The organism is Streptomyces sp. NPDC020299, assembly GCF_044387825.1.
GTDB lineage: Bacteria > Actinomycetota > Actinomycetes > Streptomycetales > Streptomycetaceae > Streptomyces.
Window position 1 is genome coordinate 275,870 of record NZ_JBIRWL010000003.1, and the last position, 18,581, is coordinate 294,450.

Annotated in this window: 16 protein-coding genes and 1 tRNA gene; 6 read left to right on the plus strand and 11 right to left on the minus strand. The window is 72.2% G+C overall.

Going from position 1 to position 18,581, the window contains the following annotated elements; translation table 11 throughout:
* Positions 1-71: 71 nt before the first annotated feature.
* The 5 genes from ACH45E_RS09145 to ACH45E_RS09165 form a co-directional block, all read right to left on the minus strand.
* Positions 72-1,550 (minus strand): penicillin-binding protein 2, encoded by a 1,479-nt coding sequence (locus ACH45E_RS09145; protein WP_361442139.1) that lies wholly within the window; start codon positions 1,548-1,550, stop codon positions 72-74.
* Complete coding sequence (locus ACH45E_RS09150; protein WP_361442142.1) at positions 1,547-2,992, minus strand: FtsW/RodA/SpoVE family cell cycle protein; 1,446 nt, start codon at positions 2,990-2,992, stop codon at positions 1,547-1,549. Before ACH45E_RS09150 ends, ACH45E_RS09145 begins: the two co-directional genes overlap by 4 nt.
* Before the next feature lie 27 nt (positions 2,993-3,019).
* Entirely contained in the window at positions 3,020-4,570 is a 1,551-nt protein-coding gene (locus ACH45E_RS09155) for a Stp1/IreP family PP2C-type Ser/Thr phosphatase (RefSeq protein ID WP_361442617.1), read from the minus strand.
* 140 nt (positions 4,571-4,710) lie between these two features.
* On the minus strand, positions 4,711-5,229 hold the full coding sequence (locus ACH45E_RS09160) for an FHA domain-containing protein (protein ID WP_361442145.1): 519 nt from the start codon (positions 5,227-5,229) through the stop codon (positions 4,711-4,713).
* Positions 5,230-5,239: 10 nt separating this feature from the next.
* Positions 5,240-6,109: a DUF3662 and FHA domain-containing protein gene (locus ACH45E_RS09165; RefSeq protein ID WP_361442148.1), complete on the minus strand. Its 870-nt coding sequence runs from the start codon at positions 6,107-6,109 to the stop codon at positions 5,240-5,242.
* A 421-nt stretch (positions 6,110-6,530) separates the two neighbouring features.
* Here ACH45E_RS09165 and ACH45E_RS09170 point away from each other — a divergent pair.
* Positions 6,531-6,614 (plus strand) — tRNA-Leu (locus tag ACH45E_RS09170).
* A gap of 95 nt (positions 6,615-6,709) precedes the next feature.
* Here ACH45E_RS09170 and ACH45E_RS09175 read toward each other — a convergent pair.
* Positions 6,710-9,229: an ABC transporter permease gene (locus ACH45E_RS09175; protein ID WP_361442151.1), complete on the minus strand. Its 2,520-nt coding sequence runs from the start codon at positions 9,227-9,229 to the stop codon at positions 6,710-6,712.
* Complete coding sequence (locus tag ACH45E_RS09180; RefSeq protein WP_361442154.1) at positions 9,223-9,960, minus strand: ABC transporter ATP-binding protein; 738 nt, start codon at positions 9,958-9,960, stop codon at positions 9,223-9,225. Before ACH45E_RS09180 ends, ACH45E_RS09175 begins: the two co-directional genes overlap by 7 nt.
* Before the next feature lie 224 nt (positions 9,961-10,184).
* On the opposite strand from ACH45E_RS09180, the gene ACH45E_RS09185 reads away from it, so the two are divergent.
* The 5 genes from ACH45E_RS09185 to ACH45E_RS09205 all read left to right on the plus strand — a co-directional run bounded on the left by ACH45E_RS09185 (position 10,185) and on the right by ACH45E_RS09205 (position 15,015).
* A complete protein-coding gene (locus tag ACH45E_RS09185; RefSeq protein ID WP_361442620.1) occupies positions 10,185-11,465 on the plus strand; it encodes a sensor domain-containing protein in 1,281 nt (426 codons plus the stop codon).
* Positions 11,465-12,097, plus strand: a complete 633-nt coding sequence (locus ACH45E_RS09190; RefSeq protein WP_361442623.1) for a response regulator transcription factor — start codon at positions 11,465-11,467, stop codon at positions 12,095-12,097. The genes ACH45E_RS09185 and ACH45E_RS09190 overlap by 1 nt, the downstream gene beginning before the upstream one ends.
* Positions 12,098-12,248: 151 nt before the next feature.
* The gene (locus tag ACH45E_RS09195) at positions 12,249-13,697 is read left to right on the plus strand and encodes a DUF2252 domain-containing protein (protein ID WP_361442157.1); all 1,449 of its coding nucleotides are present in this window, start codon (positions 12,249-12,251) and stop codon (positions 13,695-13,697) included.
* Positions 13,698-13,814: 117 nt separating this feature from the next.
* Entirely contained in the window at positions 13,815-14,627 is an 813-nt protein-coding gene (locus tag ACH45E_RS09200) for a hypothetical protein (RefSeq protein WP_361442160.1), read from the plus strand.
* A 58-nt stretch (positions 14,628-14,685) separates the two neighbouring features.
* The gene (locus tag ACH45E_RS09205) at positions 14,686-15,015 is read left to right on the plus strand and encodes a rhodanese-like domain-containing protein (protein WP_361442626.1); all 330 of its coding nucleotides are present in this window, start codon (positions 14,686-14,688) and stop codon (positions 15,013-15,015) included.
* 21 nt (positions 15,016-15,036) lie between these two features.
* Here ACH45E_RS09205 and ACH45E_RS09210 read toward each other — a convergent pair whose 3' ends face one another.
* The 4 genes from ACH45E_RS09210 to paaC form a co-directional block, all read right to left on the minus strand.
* Positions 15,037-16,170, minus strand: a complete 1,134-nt coding sequence (locus ACH45E_RS09210) for an acyl-CoA dehydrogenase family protein (protein WP_361442163.1) — start codon at positions 16,168-16,170, stop codon at positions 15,037-15,039.
* A gap of 92 nt (positions 16,171-16,262) precedes the next feature.
* Positions 16,263-17,327, minus strand: coding sequence for a 2Fe-2S iron-sulfur cluster-binding protein (locus ACH45E_RS09215; RefSeq protein ID WP_361442166.1), 1,065 nt, complete (start codon positions 17,325-17,327; stop codon positions 16,263-16,265).
* On the minus strand, positions 17,327-17,884 hold the full coding sequence (gene paaD / locus ACH45E_RS09220) for a 1,2-phenylacetyl-CoA epoxidase subunit PaaD (RefSeq protein ID WP_361442169.1): 558 nt from the start codon (positions 17,882-17,884) through the stop codon (positions 17,327-17,329). Before paaD ends, ACH45E_RS09215 begins: the two co-directional genes overlap by 1 nt.
* Positions 17,878-18,579 (minus strand): 1,2-phenylacetyl-CoA epoxidase subunit PaaC, encoded by a 702-nt coding sequence (gene paaC / locus ACH45E_RS09225; RefSeq protein WP_361442629.1) that lies wholly within the window; start codon positions 18,577-18,579, stop codon positions 17,878-17,880. The genes paaD and paaC overlap by 7 nt, the downstream gene beginning before the upstream one ends.
* Positions 18,580-18,581: the final 2 nt, after the last annotated feature.

The following is an 18,581-nucleotide window of genomic DNA, read 5'->3' on the forward strand; positions in this document are numbered from 1 at the left end:
TGGCCAAGCACGTCACCCGATACAGGACCGGTATCGCAACGTGCACCGATGCGTGGGGGACGTGAGCGGAGTCACTTCTTGGACTTGATGACCGCCTCCATCACGCTCTTCGCGATCGGGGCCGCGAGGCCGCCGCCGGAGATGTCGTCGCGGCTCGCCTGGTCGTCCTCGATCACGGTGGCCACCGCGACCGGCGAGCTGCCGTCGGGGAGCTTGGCGTAGGAGATGAACCAGGCGTACGGGTTCTTGCTGTTCGCGACGCCGTGCTGGGCGGTACCGGTCTTGCCGCCCACCTTGACGCCACTGATCTGCGCGTTCTTGCCGGTGCCGTCCGTGACTACCGTCTGCATCATGTCCTGGAGGATCTGGGCGTTCTTCGGCGACAGCGGCTGGCTCAGTTCCTCCGGCTGGGTCTTGGCGACCGGGTCGAGGCTGGGGGACTGGAGTGAGTCGACCATGTACGGCTTCATCAGCTTGCCGTCGTTGGCGACGGCGGAGGCGACCATCGCCATCTGGAGCGGGGTCGCGGCGGTGTTGTACTGGCCGATCGAGGACAGCGCGGTCTGCGAGGTGTTCATCTTGTCGGAGAACACCGAGGCGTTGGAGCGGACCGGGGTGAACTGCTCGGCGTCGAAGCCGAACTTCTTGGCCTCCTCCAGCATCTTGTCGTTGCCGAGGTCCGCGCCGACCTTGCCGAAGACGGAGTTGCAGGAGACCTTGAGCGCGACCCGCAGGGTCGCGTTCTTGCAGGGGATGTTGCCCTCGTTCTTCAGCGGGGTGGTGGTGCCCGGCATGATCCACGGCAGCGGCGACTTGGTGTTCTCGTCGGCCGAGGTGTACAGCCCGTTCTCCAGCGCGGCCGCCGCGGTGACCACCTTGAAGGTGGAGCCCGGGGGGTAGGTCTCGCGCAGCGCCCGGTTCAGCGTCGGGTCGGCGGGGTTGTTTTCCTTCTTCAGCGCGGTCCAGGCCTTGGTGTCCGTGGTGAGGCTGTTGCCGGCGAAGGACGAGGGGTCGTACGACGGGTAGGAGGCCAGGGCCAGGATCTTGCCGGTGGAGGGTTCGAGGGCGACCACGGCGCCCTTGCCACCCTGCTTCTTCAGGCCGTCGTACGCGGCCTTCTGCGCGGCCGCGTTGAGCGTGGTGACGACGTTTCCGCCCTGCTGCTGCTTCCCCGTGATCATGTCGAGGGTCTTGCGGAAGAAGAGCCGGTCGTCGTCGCCGGTGAGTATGCCGTCGTCGATGGACTCCAGCTGGGTGGCGCCGAAGGCCTGGGAGGCGTACCCGGTGACGGGCGACCACATGGCGCCGTCCTTGTAGGTCCGCTTGTACTTCAGGTCGCCGTCCTTCGTCTGGACGGACCCGGTGATGGGATCGCCCTCGACGATGATGTTGCCGCGCGGGGTGGCGTAGCGGGCGATGGTGACGCGGCGGTTCAGCGTGTCGTCCTTGAGGCTGTCGGCCTTGACGTACTGGAGCCAGTTGTCACGCAGGAGCAGCGTGAGGACGAGAAGACCGCAGAAGATCGCGATCCGGCGCAGGGGCTTGTTCACGGGCGGACCACCTGGGTCATCTCGGCGTCGGGGCTGGCGGCGGGGGCGGGGGCCGGGCGTCTGGCGGTGTCGCTGATGCGGATCAGGATGCCGATCAGGGCCCAGTTGGCCAGCACGGAGGAACCGCCGTACGCGACGAACGGCATCGTCATACCGGTCAGCGGGATGAGGCCCATCACACCGCCGGCCACGACGAACACCTGGAGTGCGAAGGCGCCGGACAGGCCGACGGCGAGCAGCTTGCCGAAGGGGTCGCGGGCGGCGAGGGCGGTGCGTACGCCGCGCTCCACGATCAGGCCGTAGAGCAGCAGGATCGCCATGATGCCGGCCAGGCCGAGCTCCTCGCCGAAGGTGGCGAGGATGAAGTCGGAGTTGGCGGCGAACTTGATCAGGTCGGAGTGGCCCTGCCCGAGGCCGCTGCCGAGGGTGCCGCCGGAGCCGAAGGCCCACAGGGCCTGCTGCAGCTGGTCGGAGTGGAGGATGCCGTCGTGGGTCACCACGCGGCTGAGCTTGTACTCGCGCAACGGGTTCAGCCAGGCCTGGACACGGGTCTGGATGTGCGGTTCGAAGCTGGCCACGCCGACGGCGCCGACCGCGGACATCAGCAGGCCGAAGACGATCCAGCTGGTCCGCTCGGTGGCGACGTACAGCATGATCACGAACATGCCGAAGAACAGCAGCGAGGTGCCGAGGTCGGTCTCGAAGACCAGGATGAGGATCGAGATCACCCAGACGACCAGGATGGGGCCGAGGTCGCGGCCGCGCGGCAGGTACAGCCCCATGAAGCGGCGGCTGGCCAGTGCGAGTGCGTCGCGCTTCACCATCAGGTAGCCGGCGAAGAAGACGGCGAGGGCGATCTTCGCGAACTCACCGGGCTGGAGCTGGCCCAGGCCGGGGATTCTGATCCAGATCTTGGCGCCGAAGACGTTGGCCCCGAGGCCGGGCACCAGCGGCAGGATGAGCAGGACCAGGGCGCCGAACATGGAGATGTAGGTGTAGCGCTGCAGGACGCGGTGGTCCTTCAGGAAGAACAGCACGACGACGAAGAAGGCGATGCCCATAGCCGTGTACAGCAGCTGCCGGGGCGCGTACGGGGCGAAGCCGCGCAGCGACTGCAGCAGCTTCGACTGGTCGAGGCGCCAGATGATGACGAGCCCGAGGCCGTTGAGGAGGGTGGCGATGGGCAGCAGCAGCGGGTCCGCGTAGGCGGCGAACTTTCTTACGGCGAGGTGGCCGACGCCGGCCAGCAGGCCGAGGCCGAGGCCGTACTCCAGGAGTCCGGCCGGCACGTGTTTGTTGATGGCCAGGCCCACGTTGGCGTAGGCGAACACCGGAATGGCGACGGCGAACACCAGGAGCGCCAGTTCGGTGTTGCGTCTGCTGGGTGCGCCGATGGCGCCGATGGTGGACGTGTGGTGCGTCGACGGGTTGGTAGTGCTCATCGTGTGACGGGGCCTCTCACGGCTTGCCTACTGCTTACCGCACAGCGAGACGACCTTCTGCTCATCCTCCGAGAGGGTGGGGCCGGGGCTGGGGGTCGCGGACGGGGTCGTGGACGGAGACTTCGAGTTCGAAGGGGAGGGCGCCTTGCTGCCCGACGGGTTGGGTGTCGGTGAGGCCTTGGACGTGAAGGAGGTGTTGGTGGTTCCCGTGGTGCCCGAGGTCTTGCCCTGGCCGGTCTTGCTGTTGCCCTTGTCGGCGGCTGTCCGGCGCTCGGCCTCCTTCCTGCACGCGGAGGCCTGTACGGAGAGTTCGTCGATCTTCGACTGGGCGGCCTTGAGACCGTCTTCCGTGATCGTGTTCTTGACCAGGTTCTGCTGGTAGGGCGGCAGGTACTTGAGTTCGATCTCGGGGTGGTCCTTCTCGACCTTCGACAGTGACACCCAGGCGAGGTCCTGGCTGATGCCCCGGTACAGGGCGACGTGCTCGTCCTTGGTGCCGACGTAGTACTGGGTCTGGGTCCAGCGGTAGCCGCCGTAGAGGCCGCCGCCGATGACGGCGAGGGCGAGGGTGCCGTAGAGGGAGCGCTTGAGCCACCTGCGGCCTCTGCGGGGTTTGACGAAGTCGTCGTCGGTGTAGTCGCCGAAGGTGCCGCCGGGGACGTAGCCGGTGGTGTCGCCGCTGCCGGGCGGGCCGAACTCGCCGCCGCCCTGGCCGTGGCCCTGGCGGCCGAGGCCGGAGGCGCGGCCGGCCGGGGTCTGCATGATGTTGTTGTCGTGCAGGTGGTTCTGGTTCTCGGCGACGGCGCCGACCACGATGGGCGTGTCGGACAGCTGTGCGGCGAGGGTGTCGCCGGTGTCCAGGTCGAGGACGTCGGCGATGATCACGGTGATGTTGTCGGGGCCGCCGCCGCGCAGTGCGAGCTGGATCAGCTCCTGCACGGTCTCCTGCGGACCCTGGTAGCTGGCGAGGGTCTCTTCCATCGTCTGGTGGGAGACGACGCCGGAGAGGCCGTCGGAGCAGATCAGGTAGCGGTCGCCGGCCCGTACCTCGCGGATCGACAGGTCGGGCTCGACGCGGTCGCCGCTGCCGAGGGCCCGCATGAGCAGGGACCGCTGGGGGTGGGTGGTCGCTTCTTCCTCGGTGATCCGGCCCTCGTCGACGAGCCGCTGGACCCAGGTGTGGTCCTGGGTGATCTGGGTGAGGACGCCGTCGCGGAGCAGGTAGGCGCGGGAGTCGCCGACGTGGACGAGGCCGAGGCGCTGTCCGGTCCACAGCAGGGCGGTGAGGGTGGTGCCCATGCCCTCGAGCTGGGGGTCCTCCTCGACCATGGAGCGCAGCTGGTCGTTGGCGCGTTGCACGGCGTGGCCGAGGGAGGTGAGGATGTCGGAGCCGGGCACGTCGTCGTCGAGCGTGACGAGGGTGGAGATGACCTCGGAGGAGGCGACCTCGCCGGCGGCCTGGCCGCCCATGCCGTCGGCGATGGCGAGCAGGCGCGGACCGGCGTAACCGGAGTCCTCGTTGCCCTCGCGGATCATGCCCTTGTGCGATCCGGCGGCGAAGCGCAGTGACAGGCTCATGCGCACCTCGCCAGTCGGCTCCGGGTACAGCCGGTCGTGTCGAGCCACACTGCCCACCCTCCGGTCGGGAGCGCGCCGGAGACCGGGGTGCGGTCCGCCGCTGCGTGCTCGCTCCGCTCGCGCTCAGTCATGATGTAGCACTACTTCCGCAGCTCGATGACGGTCTTGCCGATGCGGATCGGCGCGCCCGGCGCGATCGGTGTGGGAGTCGTCAGCCGGGACCGGTCCAGGTATGTGCCGTTGGTGGAGCCGAGGTCCTCGACGATCCACTGGCCGTCGCGGTCCGGGTAGATCCTGGCATGACGGCTGGAGGCGTAGTCGTCGTCCAGCACGATCGTGGAGTCGTGGGCGCGGCCCAGGGTGATGGTCTGGCCCTGGAGCGCGACGGTGGTGCCGGTCAGTGTGCCTTCGGTCACGACCAGCTTGGTGGGGGCGTTGCGGCGCTGCCGGCCGCCGCTCTGCTGGCCGCGCTGCTGCGGGGGCGCGGCCTGCTGCCGGGCCTGGGCCTGCTGCGGGCGCGCGGCTTCCCTGCGCGCTCCGCGCTGGGTGACGCGCGTGCCGAACAGGTCGCTGCGGATGACCTGCACGGCCACGATCACGAACAGCCACAGTACGGCCAGGAAACCCAGCCGCATGACCGTGAGGGTCAGCTCTGACATTGCCCCCGCTTCACCCTTCGGCTTGCCGGTAAATGATGGTGCTGCTGCCCACGACGATCCGCGAGCCGTCGCGGAGCGTAGCGCGGGTGGTGTGCTGCCCGTCCACCACGATGCCGTTGGTGGAGCCGAGATCCTGGATCGTCGAGGGCGTTCCGGTCCGGATCTCGCAGTGCCGGCGGGAGACGCCGGGGTCGTCGATCCGCACGTCGGCCTCGGTGCTGCGGCCCAGCACGAGCGTCGCGCGGGAGATCTGGTGGCGGGTGCCGTTGATCTCGATCCAGTAGCGGGTGCGCCCGCCGCTCATCGGGGCGGCCGCGGGCCGCTGGGTGGCGGGCTGCGGGTAGCCGTATCCGCCGGGGCGGGCGCCGGGGGGCGGCGCGGCCGGCATGGGCGGGGCGGCGGCCGGCGGGTAGCCGTATCCGCCGCCGGGGGCGCTCGGGCCGGGCCGTCCGGTGGGCGGCGCCGCCGAGGCGGCTGAGGGTGCGGAGGGGGCCTGCTGGCTGCTGGAGGATGCGAGCGTGCGGCTGCGCACCCGGTACAGGCCGGTGTCGAGGTCGTCGGCCTTCTCCAGGTTGACCTTGATCGGGCCCATGAAGGTGTAGCGCTGCTGCTTGGCGTAGTCGCGCACCATGCCGGCGAGCTCGTCGCCGAGCTGGCCGGAGTAGGGGCTGAGGCGCTCGTGGTCCGGCGCGCTCAGCTCCACGATGAAGTCGTTGGGTACGACGGTCCGGTCGCGGTTCCAGATGGTGGCGTTGTTGTCGCACTCCCGCTGGAGCGCGCCGGCGATCTCCACCGGCTGGACCTCGGACTTGAACACCTTGGCGAAGGTGCCGTTGACCAGACCTTCGAGGCGCTGCTCGAACTTCTTCAGGACTCCCATGGGGCACCTCCTCCGTCGCTGTCGTCCTGCCTTGCCGTACTGCGGTTCCGTATGCCGTCCAGTACTGCGTTCCGTGCTGTCTTGCCTGTACTGCTTACTGATCGTATCCACGCGGCCCGGCAATCAGCCGGTTCCCCGAGCGGCTCCTCTTCGAACGCTTCTTGTCAAGGATCGTAGAGGGGCTTGAAGACCAGTGTCCCGCACCTGGCTGTGGACCTGGCCCGCCTCCTGGAGAGATGGCCGTGACCGGTACGAGGTTGATACGCGAACAGGGTCTCCTTGATACGTGGCCAGGGGAACGCCCAGGGAGCAGGGCAGGGGGCCGGAGAAGGGATGTGAATCGGCCCTGTCCGGCGTGCTAATGTTCTGGGTGTCGGAAGGGGCCAGCCCGAGAGGGACGGAGCCGGAAGACACACCCAATGCGCGGGTGGCGGAATAGGCAGACGCGCTGGATTCAGGTTCCAGTGCCCGCAAGGGCGTGGGGGTTCAACTCCCCCCTCGCGCACAGAGGCAACGGGCCCATCGTGATCATCACGATGGGCCCGTTGTCGTTGGTGGAGCGATGCCGTGCGGTGTGAGTCGTGCGGTGTGATGAGTCTCTCAGGCCGTGTGGCGGCGCAGTGCGAGTGCGGCCGGTACGACGGAGGCTGTCACCGCGAGCAGTGCGCACGCGCTCGCGGTGGTGGCGAGGGCGGTCCAGGGGAGGCGTACGGCGGCCGGGGCCGACAGCAGGTGCAGGGCGGCGCCGAGCCCCCACAGGTTGAGGGCGGTGACCAGCAGTCCGAGGAGTGCGCCCAGCGCGGCCACCGTGAGGGCCTCCGCCGCCACCAGCCGGAGTGCCTGCGCCCTGGTCGCCCCGGTCAGGCGCAGGACGGCCAGGTCGTGCCGCCGGTCCGTGGTGGCCATCACCGCGGTGTTGGCCACCGAGACGGCGGTGCACAGCAGGGCGATGCCCAGGACCAGCAGGAGTCCGAGGCGGGTGGTGCGGTCGGTGCCCGGGTAAGTCGCCCGCAGCCACTGCTCCTTGGTCAGCACCCGGCCGCCCGAGGGGCGTACGGCCGTGCGCAGTGCCGCGGCCACGGTGTGCGCGTCGGCGCCGGGTGCGAGGGTGACGTCGACTCTGTCGACCGGTGCGCCGGGGGCGTTGCGCGGGGTGACGTAGACGCCGTTGTCGCCGGTACCGGTGGTCATGACGGCGGCGATCCGCAGGGTCCTCGGGGTGCCGTCGCCGAGCCGGACCCGGACGCGCTGCCCGATGGTGTGCCGCCGCCACTCCTGGTTGACGATGATCGAGCCGTCGTCGAGGTCGGCGAGGCGTCCGGCGGTCAGCGGGAGCCGGGTGGTGGCGGCCAGCCGGGCCGGGTCGGCGGCGCGGGCCTCGGATCTGATCAGGGCCACGCCGTCCTCGAGGACGTACACCGCGCTCGAGGAGGTCTCCGTCACGCGAGCGCCGGGTACCGCGCGCAGGCGGCGCAGCGTCGCCGCGTCGAAGCCCGTGCTGTCGGCCGATGCGTCGGCCGGGGCTCCCGCCGTGGGGCCCGGGGTGATCACGAGCGCGGCCGTCGTCCGGGCGCGCCTCTCGGCGGCCTTCGTCGCGTTCAGTGTCGCGGTGGCGCCCAGCAGTGAGCCCGTGAGGGCGACCGTGACCAGCACCGGGGCGGCCACCGCGGCGGTGCGCCGCATGTCGGCGGCCGCGCTCTGCCGCACCAGCAGGCCGGTGACGCCGGGCAGCCGGACCAGCGCGCGCACCAGGGGCCGCACCACGGCGGGGGTGAGCAGCGCGACCGCGGTGATCAGGAGCATGGGGCGGCTCACGTACGACTTGCGGTGCAGCAGTTCACCCGGGTCGCCGGCCAGCGCCAGGCACAGCGTCACGGCGGCCGTCAGCAGCAGCGCCGTACCGCTCAGCCACCGGCCGGCAGTCATCGCCCTGGCGTCCACGGACGCTTCGCGCAGCGCCTGGAGCGGTCCGTTGCGCCCTGCCCGCCGGGAGGCGGCCAGCGCCCCGCACACAGCGACCAGCAGGCCGGTCCAGAAGGCCAGGTGGTACGGCCAGACAGGGTCGCCGATCGTGAACCAGCGCGGGGCGAGTCCCTCGTCGACGACCCGTCCGGCGAGCCACGGCGCCGCGTACGCGCCGGCCGCGCAGCCGGTCGTCGAGGCGAGTACGCCGACCGTCAGGGCCTCGGCGAGTACCGTCCGGCGGATCTGCCCGGCGGTTGCTCCGACGGCGCGCAGCAACCCGAACTCCCGGCGCCGCAGGGTGACGCAGAAGGCGAAGGTGGACGCCACGACGAACACCGACACGAAGGCTGTGACCCCGCCGGCCGTACCGAACAGGGAGTTCAGCGCGGTGAGGGCCTCCCGGTCCCCGTCGGGATCGGCGTCGGCGAGGCGGCGGGCGTCGCCGGTGAGGACTTGGACGTCCGTGCCGTCCGTGCCGTCCGTGCCGTCCGTGCTGCGGGTGTTGTGGGTGTTGTGGGTGTCTTCTGTGGTCCGTATCACCTCCTGTACGGCTGCCGGGTCGGCGTCGATGGCCAACTGGGTGCTTGTCGGGGAGAGTTGGGCGGCCCGGTCGTCGGTGTAGAAGACGGCGTGCTCGAAGTCGTGGTGTGCGGTGACGGTTCCGACGACCCGGACGGTGCCGTGGCCGGTGCGGACGCGCTCGCCCGGACGCGCCCAGCCGCCGCTGAGGGCGACCTCGTCCGCGGTACGGGGCGCGCGGCCCGCGGTGAGGGTGTACGGAGCGAACGCGGCCGTGGACCAGGGGTGGCCGACCAGGTTGCCGGGTCCGCTGTCCGCTCGTACGGGGAACGAGCGGTCCTCGACGACGGTTCCCAGCCTCCTCAATCGGGTGACGGCCACCGCGGGGACGGGGCGCGGCCGGGCGAGTTTCTGCTCCCGTTCCCCGGCCGGGGTGGCCATGCGCAGGGTGTCCGCTCCCTTGACCACGACCGGCGCGGCGGCGAACCGCTCGGGGGCGCGGTGGGGTGCGTCCAGGGATGCGGCGAGGGTCAGGCCCGTGACGGTGAGGAGCGTGACACCGAGGAAGAGGGCGATGAAGCCGCCGGTGAAGGTGGCCCAGCGGGTGCGCAGGGTGCTCAGGGCGAGGGTCAGCACGGGGCGGCCTCCAGTCCGGTCATGTGTGCGGCGATCCGGCCCGCGTCCGCGCCGCTCAGTTCGCCGGTGAGGCGGCCGTCGACGAGGAAGACCACGCGGTCCGCGCGGGAGGCGGCCACCGGGTCGTGGGTGACCATGACCACCGTCCGGCCCTCCTGGTCGACCATGTCGCGCAGCAGCCGCAGTACTTCGCGGCCGGTGCGGGAGTCGAGGGCGCCGGTCGGTTCGTCGCCGAAGAGCACCTCGGGGCGGGTGATGAGGGCGCGGGCCAGGGCCACCCGCTGCTGCTGGCCGCCGGACAGTTCGCCCGGGTGGTGGCGGGCGCGGTCGGCGAGTCCGACCCGGTCGAGCGCCTCACGCACCCGCGCGCGGGAGGGGCGGCGGCCGGCCAGGCGCAGGGGAAGGGCCACGTTCTGCTCGGCGGTCAGGGCCGGCAGCAGGTTGAACGCCTGGAAGACGAACCCGATGCGGTCGCGCCGCAACAGGGTCAGCCGTCTCTCGCTCAGTCCCGTGAGCTCGGTCCCGCCGACCCTCACCGATCCGGAGGTGGGCCGGTCCAGCCCCGCCGCGCACTGCAGCAGTGTGGACTTGCCCGAGCCGGAGGGCCCCATGACGGCGGTGAAGCTGCCGCGCGGGAAGCCGAGCGTGACTTCGTCGAGCGCGGTCACCGTCCCGTCGCCCGCCCCGTATTGCTTGCTGACTGCGCGAAGTCTGATCGCGTCGGTGCTCATCGCTCCCCCTGGGGTTGTCGCCGGTTGACGGCGCCACGAATCGGTGGCTTCACGAATCGGTGGCTCCACGAAACCGTCGGCGGCCCCCTCGGCGCAGTGCGGCAGGACCGAGAACCGGGGTAGGGCCAGGCATACCCCCGTGCCCCTGCCTGGACGGATGGTCCGGCCCGCTCCGGCCTCCTACGGTGATCCGCATGCAGCCCCCTCGGAACGTGTGGCAGGCCATGACCCGGCCCGGCTTCCCGCTGTCGGCCTGGCCGTGGCGCTCAGCCCTCTACCTGCTGTCCGGCGCGCTGACCGGTGCCGTCACCCTCGTGGTGCTCGCGGTCACGGCGGTGGCCGGCGGGGCCCTGGCCGTCGTGCTCGTGGGGCTGCCGCTGCTGCTCGCCACCGCCCTCGCCGGGATCCCGGTGGCCGCGGTGGAGCGGCGCAGGCTGCGCCTGGTCGATGCCGTGCCCGCCGCCGACCCGCACCGGACGCCCGCGGCCACCGGGTTGCGGGCCTGGCTGGTGACGCGGTTGCGGGAGCGGGCCACCTGGCGGGAGCTCGGGTACACGCTGCTGTTCGCGGGCCTGCTGTGGCCGGTCGACGCGCTCGCGGCCGGCGTCGCCCTGGGCGGACCGCTGTCCCTGGTCGCCACTCCGCTGCTGATGGCCACGGCCGGCGAGGGCCGCGAGGCGAAGGTGCTCAAGCAGTGGACGGTTACCGGCTGTCCGGAGGCGTTCGGGGTGGCCGTGCTCGGGCTCGTCCTGCTGGCCGCGGGCGCCTATGCGCTGGGCGTCATGGCGGGCGCCCGGGCCGCCCTGGCGCGGCTGCTGCTGTCCCCCGAGCCGAGTGAGACGGTGAGCGAACTCACCCGCTCCCGCGCGCGGTTGGTGGACGCCTTCGAGGCCGAACGGCGGCGCATCGAGCGCGATCTGCACGACGGGGCCCAACAGCGCCTGGTCGCCCTGACGATGACGCTCGGCCTGGCCCGTCTGGACGCCCCGCCCGGGCCCCTCGCCGACCAGCTCGCCAAGGCCCACCAGGAGGCGGGCACCGCGCTGGCCGAACTCCGCGAGCTGATCCACGGCATCCACCCCAAGGTCCTCGCCGACTACGGCCTCGAGGCCGCCGTCGCCGACGCGGCGGACCGCTGCGCGATCCCCGTCGACGTGGACCTGGAGCTGCCCGGACGGCTGCCCGGGCCGGTCGAGGCGGCCGCGTACTTCGTGGTGTGCGAGGCCCTCGCCAACGTCGACCGGCACAGCGCGGCCACCCGCGCGCGGGTGAGCGGCGGACACCGCGCCGGGCGGCTGGTCCTGCGGGTGCGCGACGACGGCCGGGGCGGCGCCGAGGCCGGCCGGGGCAGCGGGCTGACCGGACTCGCGGACCGGGTGTCGGTCCTGGATGGCACACTCTCCCTGTCCAGCCCCGCGGGCGGACCGACCCTGCTGCGTGTGGAGATTCCTTGCGAACCTTGCCGGCCCCGCCCGCCCCGCGAGAGGGCCGAGCGCTGCGCGTAGTGCTGGCCGAGGACAGCGTGCTGCTGCGGGAGGGGCTGACCGGTCTGCTCACCCGCTTCGGCCACGAGGTCGCGGCGGCCGTCGGCGACGCGGAGGCGCTCGTCGCCGCGGTGGCCGAGCACCGCCCGGACATCGTGGTGACGGACGTCCGTATGCCTCCCGGCTTCCAGGACGAGGGCCTGCACGCGGCGGTCCGGCTGCGCGAGCGCCGGCCCACGCTGCCCGTCCTCGTGCTGAGCCAGTACGTGCAGCGGGCCTACGCCTCCGACCTGCTCGACTCCGGTGACGGAACCGGCGTCGGCTATCTGCTGAAGGACCGGGTCGGACAGGTCGAGGAGTTCGTCTCGGCACTGGAGGAGGTCGCGTCCGGCGGGACGGTGGTCGACCCCGAGGTGGTACGGCAGTTGCTGCGCCGGCGCCGGGATCCGCTGCAACGGCTCACCCCGCGCGAGCGGGAGGTGCTCGCGCTGATCGCCGAGGGCAGGTCGAACAGTGCGATCGCCCGGCACCTGGTGGTCTCCGAGGCGGCCGTCGGAAAGCACATCGGCAGCATCCTCACCAAGCTGGACCTGCCGCCCGCCGAGGAGACGCACCGGAGGGTGCTGGCGGTGCTGGCGTATCTGCGTGGGTGAGGACGGCGGACGGACGGCCCGGCGGGCGGTCCGACCGGCGGGTTTTCCACAGGGGCGGAGTTGTCCACAGGGTCTGACGCGTTTCGGCCACCGGCTGTACGGTCGGCAGGCGTTGATGTTCGTACGAGTGGGTGCGGGGGAGGCGGTCGCGATGACCGAGACCGGTGCTGGAGTGGCGGGGACGGATACCGCGGTGGGGGCGGAAGCGGGGGAGGTGCGCCGGCTGCCTCTGGTGCGCGGGTTCGCCGACTGGCCGGCGCAGGGTTCGCCGAAGGAGGAGGGCAAGGCGCTGCGGGAGAGCGTCCCGCGCAGTGCGCACAGTGCTCTGGACCTCGACGGCTCGCGCCCGGACGCGGTCAGCGCCGTGGAGGAGTCGAGCCTCGGCCGTATCCCCGAGCTCACCCCGATCCGGGTGGGAAGGATGGCGGCGACGCCGTTCGCGTTCCTGCGGGGCTCGGCGGGTCTCATGGCGTACGACCTCGCCCGGACCCCCGCGACCCGCATAGGCACCCAGATCTGCGGTGACGCGCACGCGGCCAACTTCGGCCTGTACGGCGACGCGCGGGGCGGTCTGGTCATCGACCTCAACGACTTCGACGAGACGGTGCACGGCCCCTGGGAATGGGACCTCAAGCGGCTCGCCGCCTCGCTGGTCCTGGCCGGCCGGGAGGCGGGCGCCGACGAGGACACGTGCCGTCAGGCGGCACACGGCGCGGTGGGCGCGTACCGGCGCACCATGCGGCTGCTCGCCAAGCTGCCGGTGCTGGACGCCTGGAACGCCATCGCCGACGAGGAACTCGTCTCGCACACCGACGCGCACGACCTGCTCGGCACGCTGGAGCGGGTCTCCGAGAAGGCGCGGGCCAACACCAGCGGGCGGTTCGCGGCCAAGTCGACCGAGGCCGCCGAGGACGGCGGGCGCCGCTTCGTCGACGCCTCGCCGGTGCTGCGCCGCATACCGGACGCGGAGGCCGCGGCGGTGGCGGCGTCCCTGGAGGGGTATGTCACGACACTCTCCGACGACCGCCTGCCGCTGCTGGCCCGTCACACGGTGCACGACGTCGCGTTCCGGGTGGTCGGCACGGGCAGCGTGGGCACCCGGTCGTATGTGGTGCTGCTCCTGGACCACCGCGGCGAACCGCTGGTCCTCCAGGTGAAGGAGGCCCGTCCCTCCGCGCTGGTCCCGCATCTGGCGACGGCCGGTTTCGAGTCGCCGTCCGTCGACCACGAGGGCCGCCGGGTGGTGCTGGGCCAGAAGCGCATGCAGGTCGTCAGCGACATCCTGCTGGGCTGGACGACGGTCGACGGGCGGCCGTTCCAGGTGCGGCAGTTCCGCAACCGGAAGGGCAGCGTCGACCCCGCGGCGCTCGCCGCCGACCAGGTCGACGACTACGGCCGGATGACCGGCGCCCTGCTGGCCCGCGCCCACTCCCACAGCGCCGATCCCCGCCTGATCGCCGGCTACTGCGGCAAGAACGAGGAACTGGACGAGGCGATGGCCGCGTTCGCGGTCGCCTACGCCGACCGCACGGAGGCGGACCACGCGGACCTGGTGGCGGCGGTGCGGTCGGGGCGGATCGCGGCGGAGCTGGGCGTGTGAGGCAGGTGCGCCTCCAGTGGCAGGCGGGAGACGCCCTCGTAGCGGGTGAGCAGGCACTCGTCGGGGCGGGCTGAGCGGCGGGCCGGGGCCGGGGGCGCGGTGGCCTACGCTGGTCGGGTGACGACCCCGGAAGCTGAGCAGTCCCCGCCGCCACGGCCCGAGGAGCGGCTGGAGCGGGCCGTGCGGGCCGCCGAGCAGGCCCTGATCGAGTTCGAGATCGCGGTGGAGACCTTCCGCGTCGAGGTCGAGAACTTCTCCCGGCTGCACGAGCAGCGGCTCGGCCCGATGTACTCCAGGCTCGAGGAACTGGAGGCGCGGATCGCCGAGGCCAGGGCCGCCCGCACCGGCGATCCCGAGGACCTGCGGCGGGCCGAGGAGGCGCGGGCCCGGGTGATGCCCATCCCCGGTGTCGAGGAGCTGCTGCACGGCTGGATGGACGGTCACGGACTGTTCCCGGAGGCTGCCGCGATGCTCACCGAGCAGGAGGTACGGCCCCCGCAGCGGGTCCGTCCCAGCGAGGAGGCCCGCAAGCTCTACCGTGAGCTGGCCCGCAAGGCCCACCCGGATCTGGCGCAGGAGGAGCCCGAGCGGGCGCGGCGCGAGGAGTTCCTCACCCGCGTCAACGCCGCCTACGCCCGTGGCGACGAGGCGCTGCTGCGGGAGCTGGCCGAGGAGTGGGCCGCGGGACCGGCGCTCGCCGAGCGGCTCCCCAGCCGCGGCGAGGAGCTCTACGCCCGCCTGGAGTGGCTGGCCGAGCGCAAGGAACTGCTCGCCCTGGTCGCCCGCGAGCTGGAGGACAGTGCGATCGCCTCGATGCTCCGCCTGGCCCCCGACGACCCCGACGCCCTTCTGGAGGAGATCGCCGAGAAGCTCCGCAGGGACGTGGCGGAGCGGGAGGCGGAGCTCGCGGAGCTGCTGGCGCAGGAGTAGCCCCGCCGGTCCCGCGAGCTCTTCGGGTAGCGTCGGCGTCATGAGTTTCGGAGCTGGTGTGCCCACGGTCGGGGTCACGGACCTCAAGGACGACGACTTCCTGCTGGACGTCCGCGAGGACGACGAGTGGCAGGCGGGTCACGCCGAGGGAGCGCTGCACATTCCCATCAGCGAGTTCGTGGCCCGGTACGGCGAGCTGACCGAGGCGGCCCCGCAGGACGGCCGGGTCCATGTGATCTGCCGCTCCGGTGGCCGTTCGGCCCAGGTCACGATGTATCTGGTGCAGCAGGGCCTCGACGCGGTGAATGTGGACGGCGGCATGCAGGTGTGGGCGGCCGCGGGCCGTCCCGTCGTCACCGACGCGGGACAGCCGGGGCACGTCCTCTAGGGCCTGGCGGGGCCGGTCCGGTCAGCTCAGCGGATGGGCTGCCAGCAGGTCCCCCAGCGTCTCCTCGTACGCCGCCGCCGGGCCGAGTGACAGTTCCAGCTGCTTGGCCCAGGCGTGGTACCGGTGCAGGGGGTAGTCGGTGTCGGCGCCGAACCCGCCGTGCAGGTGCTGGGCGGTCTGCACGACCCGCCGTACGCCCTCCGCGGCCCAGATCTTCGCCACGGCCACGTCTGCGGCCGCGGGCAGCGCGCCGGGCGCGCCCGAGGCGATGCGCCATGCGGCCTGCCACAGCGTGGCCTCCATGGCCCGCAGGTCGATGTACCGGTCGGCGGACTGCACGGCGACCGCCTGGAAGGTCGCGATCGGGTGGCCGAACTGCTCACGCTTGCCGGTGTAGTCGCTGGTCATCCGCAGCACCCGCTCGCCCAGCCCGAGCGCGAGCGCGCACGTCCCGGTGGCCAGCAGCGCGCGCAGCCACTCCCAGGCGCCGTCGGCCTCGATGACGTCACCGGCGGCGATCCGTGCGGACCGCAGACGCAGCTCGCCCAGCCGCTCCCCGGAGGTGGAGACCTGCTCGGCGAGCACGGCACTGTCATGGCCGCGGGGGACCAGCGCGAGGACGCTCCGGTCGGTATCGGTGTGCGCCGGTACGAGGATGAGATCGGCGCCGTACGCCCATGCCACCCCGGTCTGCACCCCGTCCAGCACCCATGACCCGCCGTCCCGCCGTGCCGTCACGGCGAGTTCCGCCGGGTCGTGACCGGTGCGTCCGTGCGCCGCGACGGTGAGCACGAGCTCGCCCCGCCCGGCACGCGGCAGCAGCCCGGCCCTCAACTCCTCGCTGCCGTAGGCCTGTACGGTCGCCGCCGCCGCGCTGCTCTCCAGCAGCGGCACCCGCGCCAGCACCTTCGCGGACTCCCGCAGCACCTGGCACAGCGCGATGGCGTCCAGGCCCGCGCCGCCGTACTCGGCGTCGAGCAGCAGGCTCAGCAGGTCGGCGTCGGCGAGCCTGGACCACAGTGCGCGGTCGAAGTCCTCGGCCACGGCGCCCGTGGTCAGCGCGGGGCTCGGTACCGCGTCCGGCGCGATCTGGGCGAACACTCCCCTGGCCGCCTCGGCCGCCGCCAGCTGCTCCTCGGTGAAGGTGAAGTCCACGGTCCTGTCCTCCCGGCGGATCCGCCCGTCTGACGGTGCTGATCTGACGGTCCGTCAAGATAGAACAGGTTCTAGAAGAAGGGAACGGTGCTTCAGCGGTCGAAGTCCAGCTCCACCTTCTCCGTCACCGGATGCGACTGGCAGGCCAGCACATATCCGGCCTCCGTCTCCTCCGCCTCCAGCGCGAAGTTGCGGTCCATGCGCACCTCGCCCGCCACCAGGAAGGCGCGGCACGTTCCGCACACCCCACCCTTGCAGGCGTAGGGCGCGTCGGGCCGGTTGCGCAGCACCGTCTCCAGGAGCGACTCGCCGTCCTGGACCGGCCAGGTCCCGCCGCGTCCGTCGAGCCGGGCGGTCACGGTGCTGTGCGCGGGGGCCACGGTGACCGTCGCCGGTGCGGCGCCCGCGTCCACGTGGAAGATCTCCTCGTGGATCCGGGCCCGGTCCACGCCGAGCCCCCGCAGCGCCCGCTCCGCGCCGTCCACCAGCCCGTAGGGCCCGCACAGGAACCAGCCGGCCACCTCGCCCACCGGCAACAGCGCCGGCAGCAGTCCCGTCAGCCGCGCCTGATCCAGCCGCCCGGACGGCAGCCCCGCCTGCTGCTCCTCCCGGGACAGCACGGTCACCAGCTGCAGCCGCTCCGGATACCGGTCCTTGAGGTCGGCGACCTCTTCCAGGAACATCGTGGAGGCGGCCGTGCGGTCGCTGCGTATCAGGCAGAACCGGGCGCGGGGCTCGCGCGCCAGCAGTGTGGAGACGATCGACAGCACCGGGGTGATCCCGCTGCCGCCGACGATCGCGGCGTACAGACCGGGCGCGGGCTCCAGGGTGAACCGCCCCGCCGGGGTCATCACCTCCAGTGCGTCCCCGACGTTCACCTCCTTCAGCGCGTACGTCGAGAACGCCCCGGCCTCGACCAGCCGCACCCCGACCTTCAGGGTGCGCGGTCCCTCGCCGCCGGGCTCGGGCGCCGGCGAGCAGATCGAGTACGTCCGCCGTATCTCGACCCCGTCGGCCCGGCGCCGCAGCGCGAGGTGCTGGCCCGGCGCGTGCCGGTACTCCTCGCGCAGCTCGGGCGGGACGGTGAAGGTGAGGGCCACGGAGTCGTCGGTGAGCCGGTCGGCCGCGGCCACCGGGAGCGGGTGGAAGCGGGCCATCACAGCTCCTTGAAGTGGTCGAACGGTTCCCGGCAGGCCAGACAGCGCCGCAGCGCCTTGCAGGCGGTGGACGAGAACCGGCTCAGCAGCTCGGTGTCGGCGGATCCGCAGTGCGGGCAGTGGACGGGGTCGGTCGTGCCGGTCGTGCCGGTCGCGTGGAGCCGGCCGGTGCGGGCGCGGGTAGGCCCCAGTTCCAGGGGCACCGGCCCGGCGTCCCGTCGTACACGCGGGGGTGCTATCCCGAACTCCCGCAGCTTGCGCCGCCCTTCGTCGGAGATGTCGTCCGTCGACCAGGCGGGCGTGAGCACCGTGTGCACGGTGACCTCCCGCATGCCGTGCTCGCGCAGCACCCGCTCTATGTCCTGGGACATCGCCTCGATCGCCGGGCAGCCGGTGTAGGTCGGCGTCAGCTCGACGTCCACGGCGTCCGTGCCGCGCAGCCGCACCGCACGCACCACGCCCAGCTCCTGAAGGCTGAGCACGGGCAGTTCGGGGTCGGGGACGGAGCCCGCGAGGCGGAGCAGCTCGGTCTCCAGGGGAGTCGTCGCGGTCACCATGACGCCCCCGGATGGCTGCGGTGCAGGTGCTGCATCTCGGCGAGCATCCGCCCGAACGGCTCGGTGTGCAGTCCCTGGCGGCCGGCACCCGCGGACCACGCCCCGGTCCGCGGCCCCTCGGGGACCGTCAGGGTGGCCCGGCGCAGCACGTCCCCGACCGACTCCAGCCAGGCCGTCTCCAGGGCTGCCCGGTCGACGTCCAGGCCTTCCACCGGCTGGAACATCTCTCCGGTGAACCGCCACAGCGCTTCGCACGCCTGCCGCATGCGCTCGTGACTGGCCTGCGTGCCGTCGCCGAGCCGTAGGGTCCACTGCTCGGCGTGGTCGCGGTGGTAGGCGACCTCCTTGACGGCCTTCGCCGCGAGCGGGGCGAACGGTCCGTCCCCGGCGGCCAGTTCGCCGTAGAGCAGGTGCTGGTAGGTGGAGAAGTACAGCTGGCGGGCGATGGTGTGCGCGAAGTCGCCGTTCGGCTGCTCCACGAGCTGGAGGTTGGTGAAGGCGCGCTCCTCGCGCAGATACGCCAGTTCGTCCTCGTCCCCGGCCATCGACAGCAGGACCCGGGCCTGTCCCAGCAGGTCCAGCGCGATGTTGGCGAGGGCGACCTCCTCCTCGAGGACGGGCGCGTGGCCCGCCCATTCGCCCAGGCGGTGGGAGAGCACCAGGGCGTCGTCGCCGAGGGCGAGGACGGCCGTCATGG

Excerpts from the sequence above, each read along its gene's own strand:
- ACH45E_RS09150 (WP_361442142.1), bottom strand. The coding sequence starts at position 2,992 with ATGAGCACTACCAACCCGTCGACGCACCACACGTCCACCATCGGCGCC.
- ACH45E_RS09155 (WP_361442617.1), bottom strand. The coding sequence starts at position 4,570 with ATGAGCCTGTCACTGCGCTTCGCCGCCGGATCGCACAAGGGCATGATC.
- ACH45E_RS09160 (WP_361442145.1), bottom strand. The coding sequence starts at position 5,229 with ATGTCAGAGCTGACCCTCACGGTCATGCGGCTGGGTTTCCTGGCCGTA.
- ACH45E_RS09165 (WP_361442148.1), bottom strand. The coding sequence starts at position 6,109 with ATGGGAGTCCTGAAGAAGTTCGAGCAGCGCCTCGAAGGTCTGGTCAAC.
- ACH45E_RS09180 (WP_361442154.1), bottom strand. The coding sequence starts at position 9,960 with ATGAGCACCGACGCGATCAGACTTCGCGCAGTCAGCAAGCAATACGGG.
- ACH45E_RS09185 (WP_361442620.1), top strand. The coding sequence starts at position 10,185 with ATGACCCGGCCCGGCTTCCCGCTGTCGGCCTGGCCGTGGCGCTCAGCC.
- ACH45E_RS09195 (WP_361442157.1), top strand. The coding sequence starts at position 12,249 with ATGACCGAGACCGGTGCTGGAGTGGCGGGGACGGATACCGCGGTGGGG.
- ACH45E_RS09215 (WP_361442166.1), bottom strand. The coding sequence starts at position 17,327 with ATGGCCCGCTTCCACCCGCTCCCGGTGGCCGCGGCCGACCGGCTCACC.
- paaD (WP_361442169.1), bottom strand. The coding sequence starts at position 17,884 with ATGGTGACCGCGACGACTCCCCTGGAGACCGAGCTGCTCCGCCTCGCG.
- paaC (WP_361442629.1), bottom strand. The coding sequence starts at position 18,579 with ATGACGGCCGTCCTCGCCCTCGGCGACGACGCCCTGGTGCTCTCCCAC.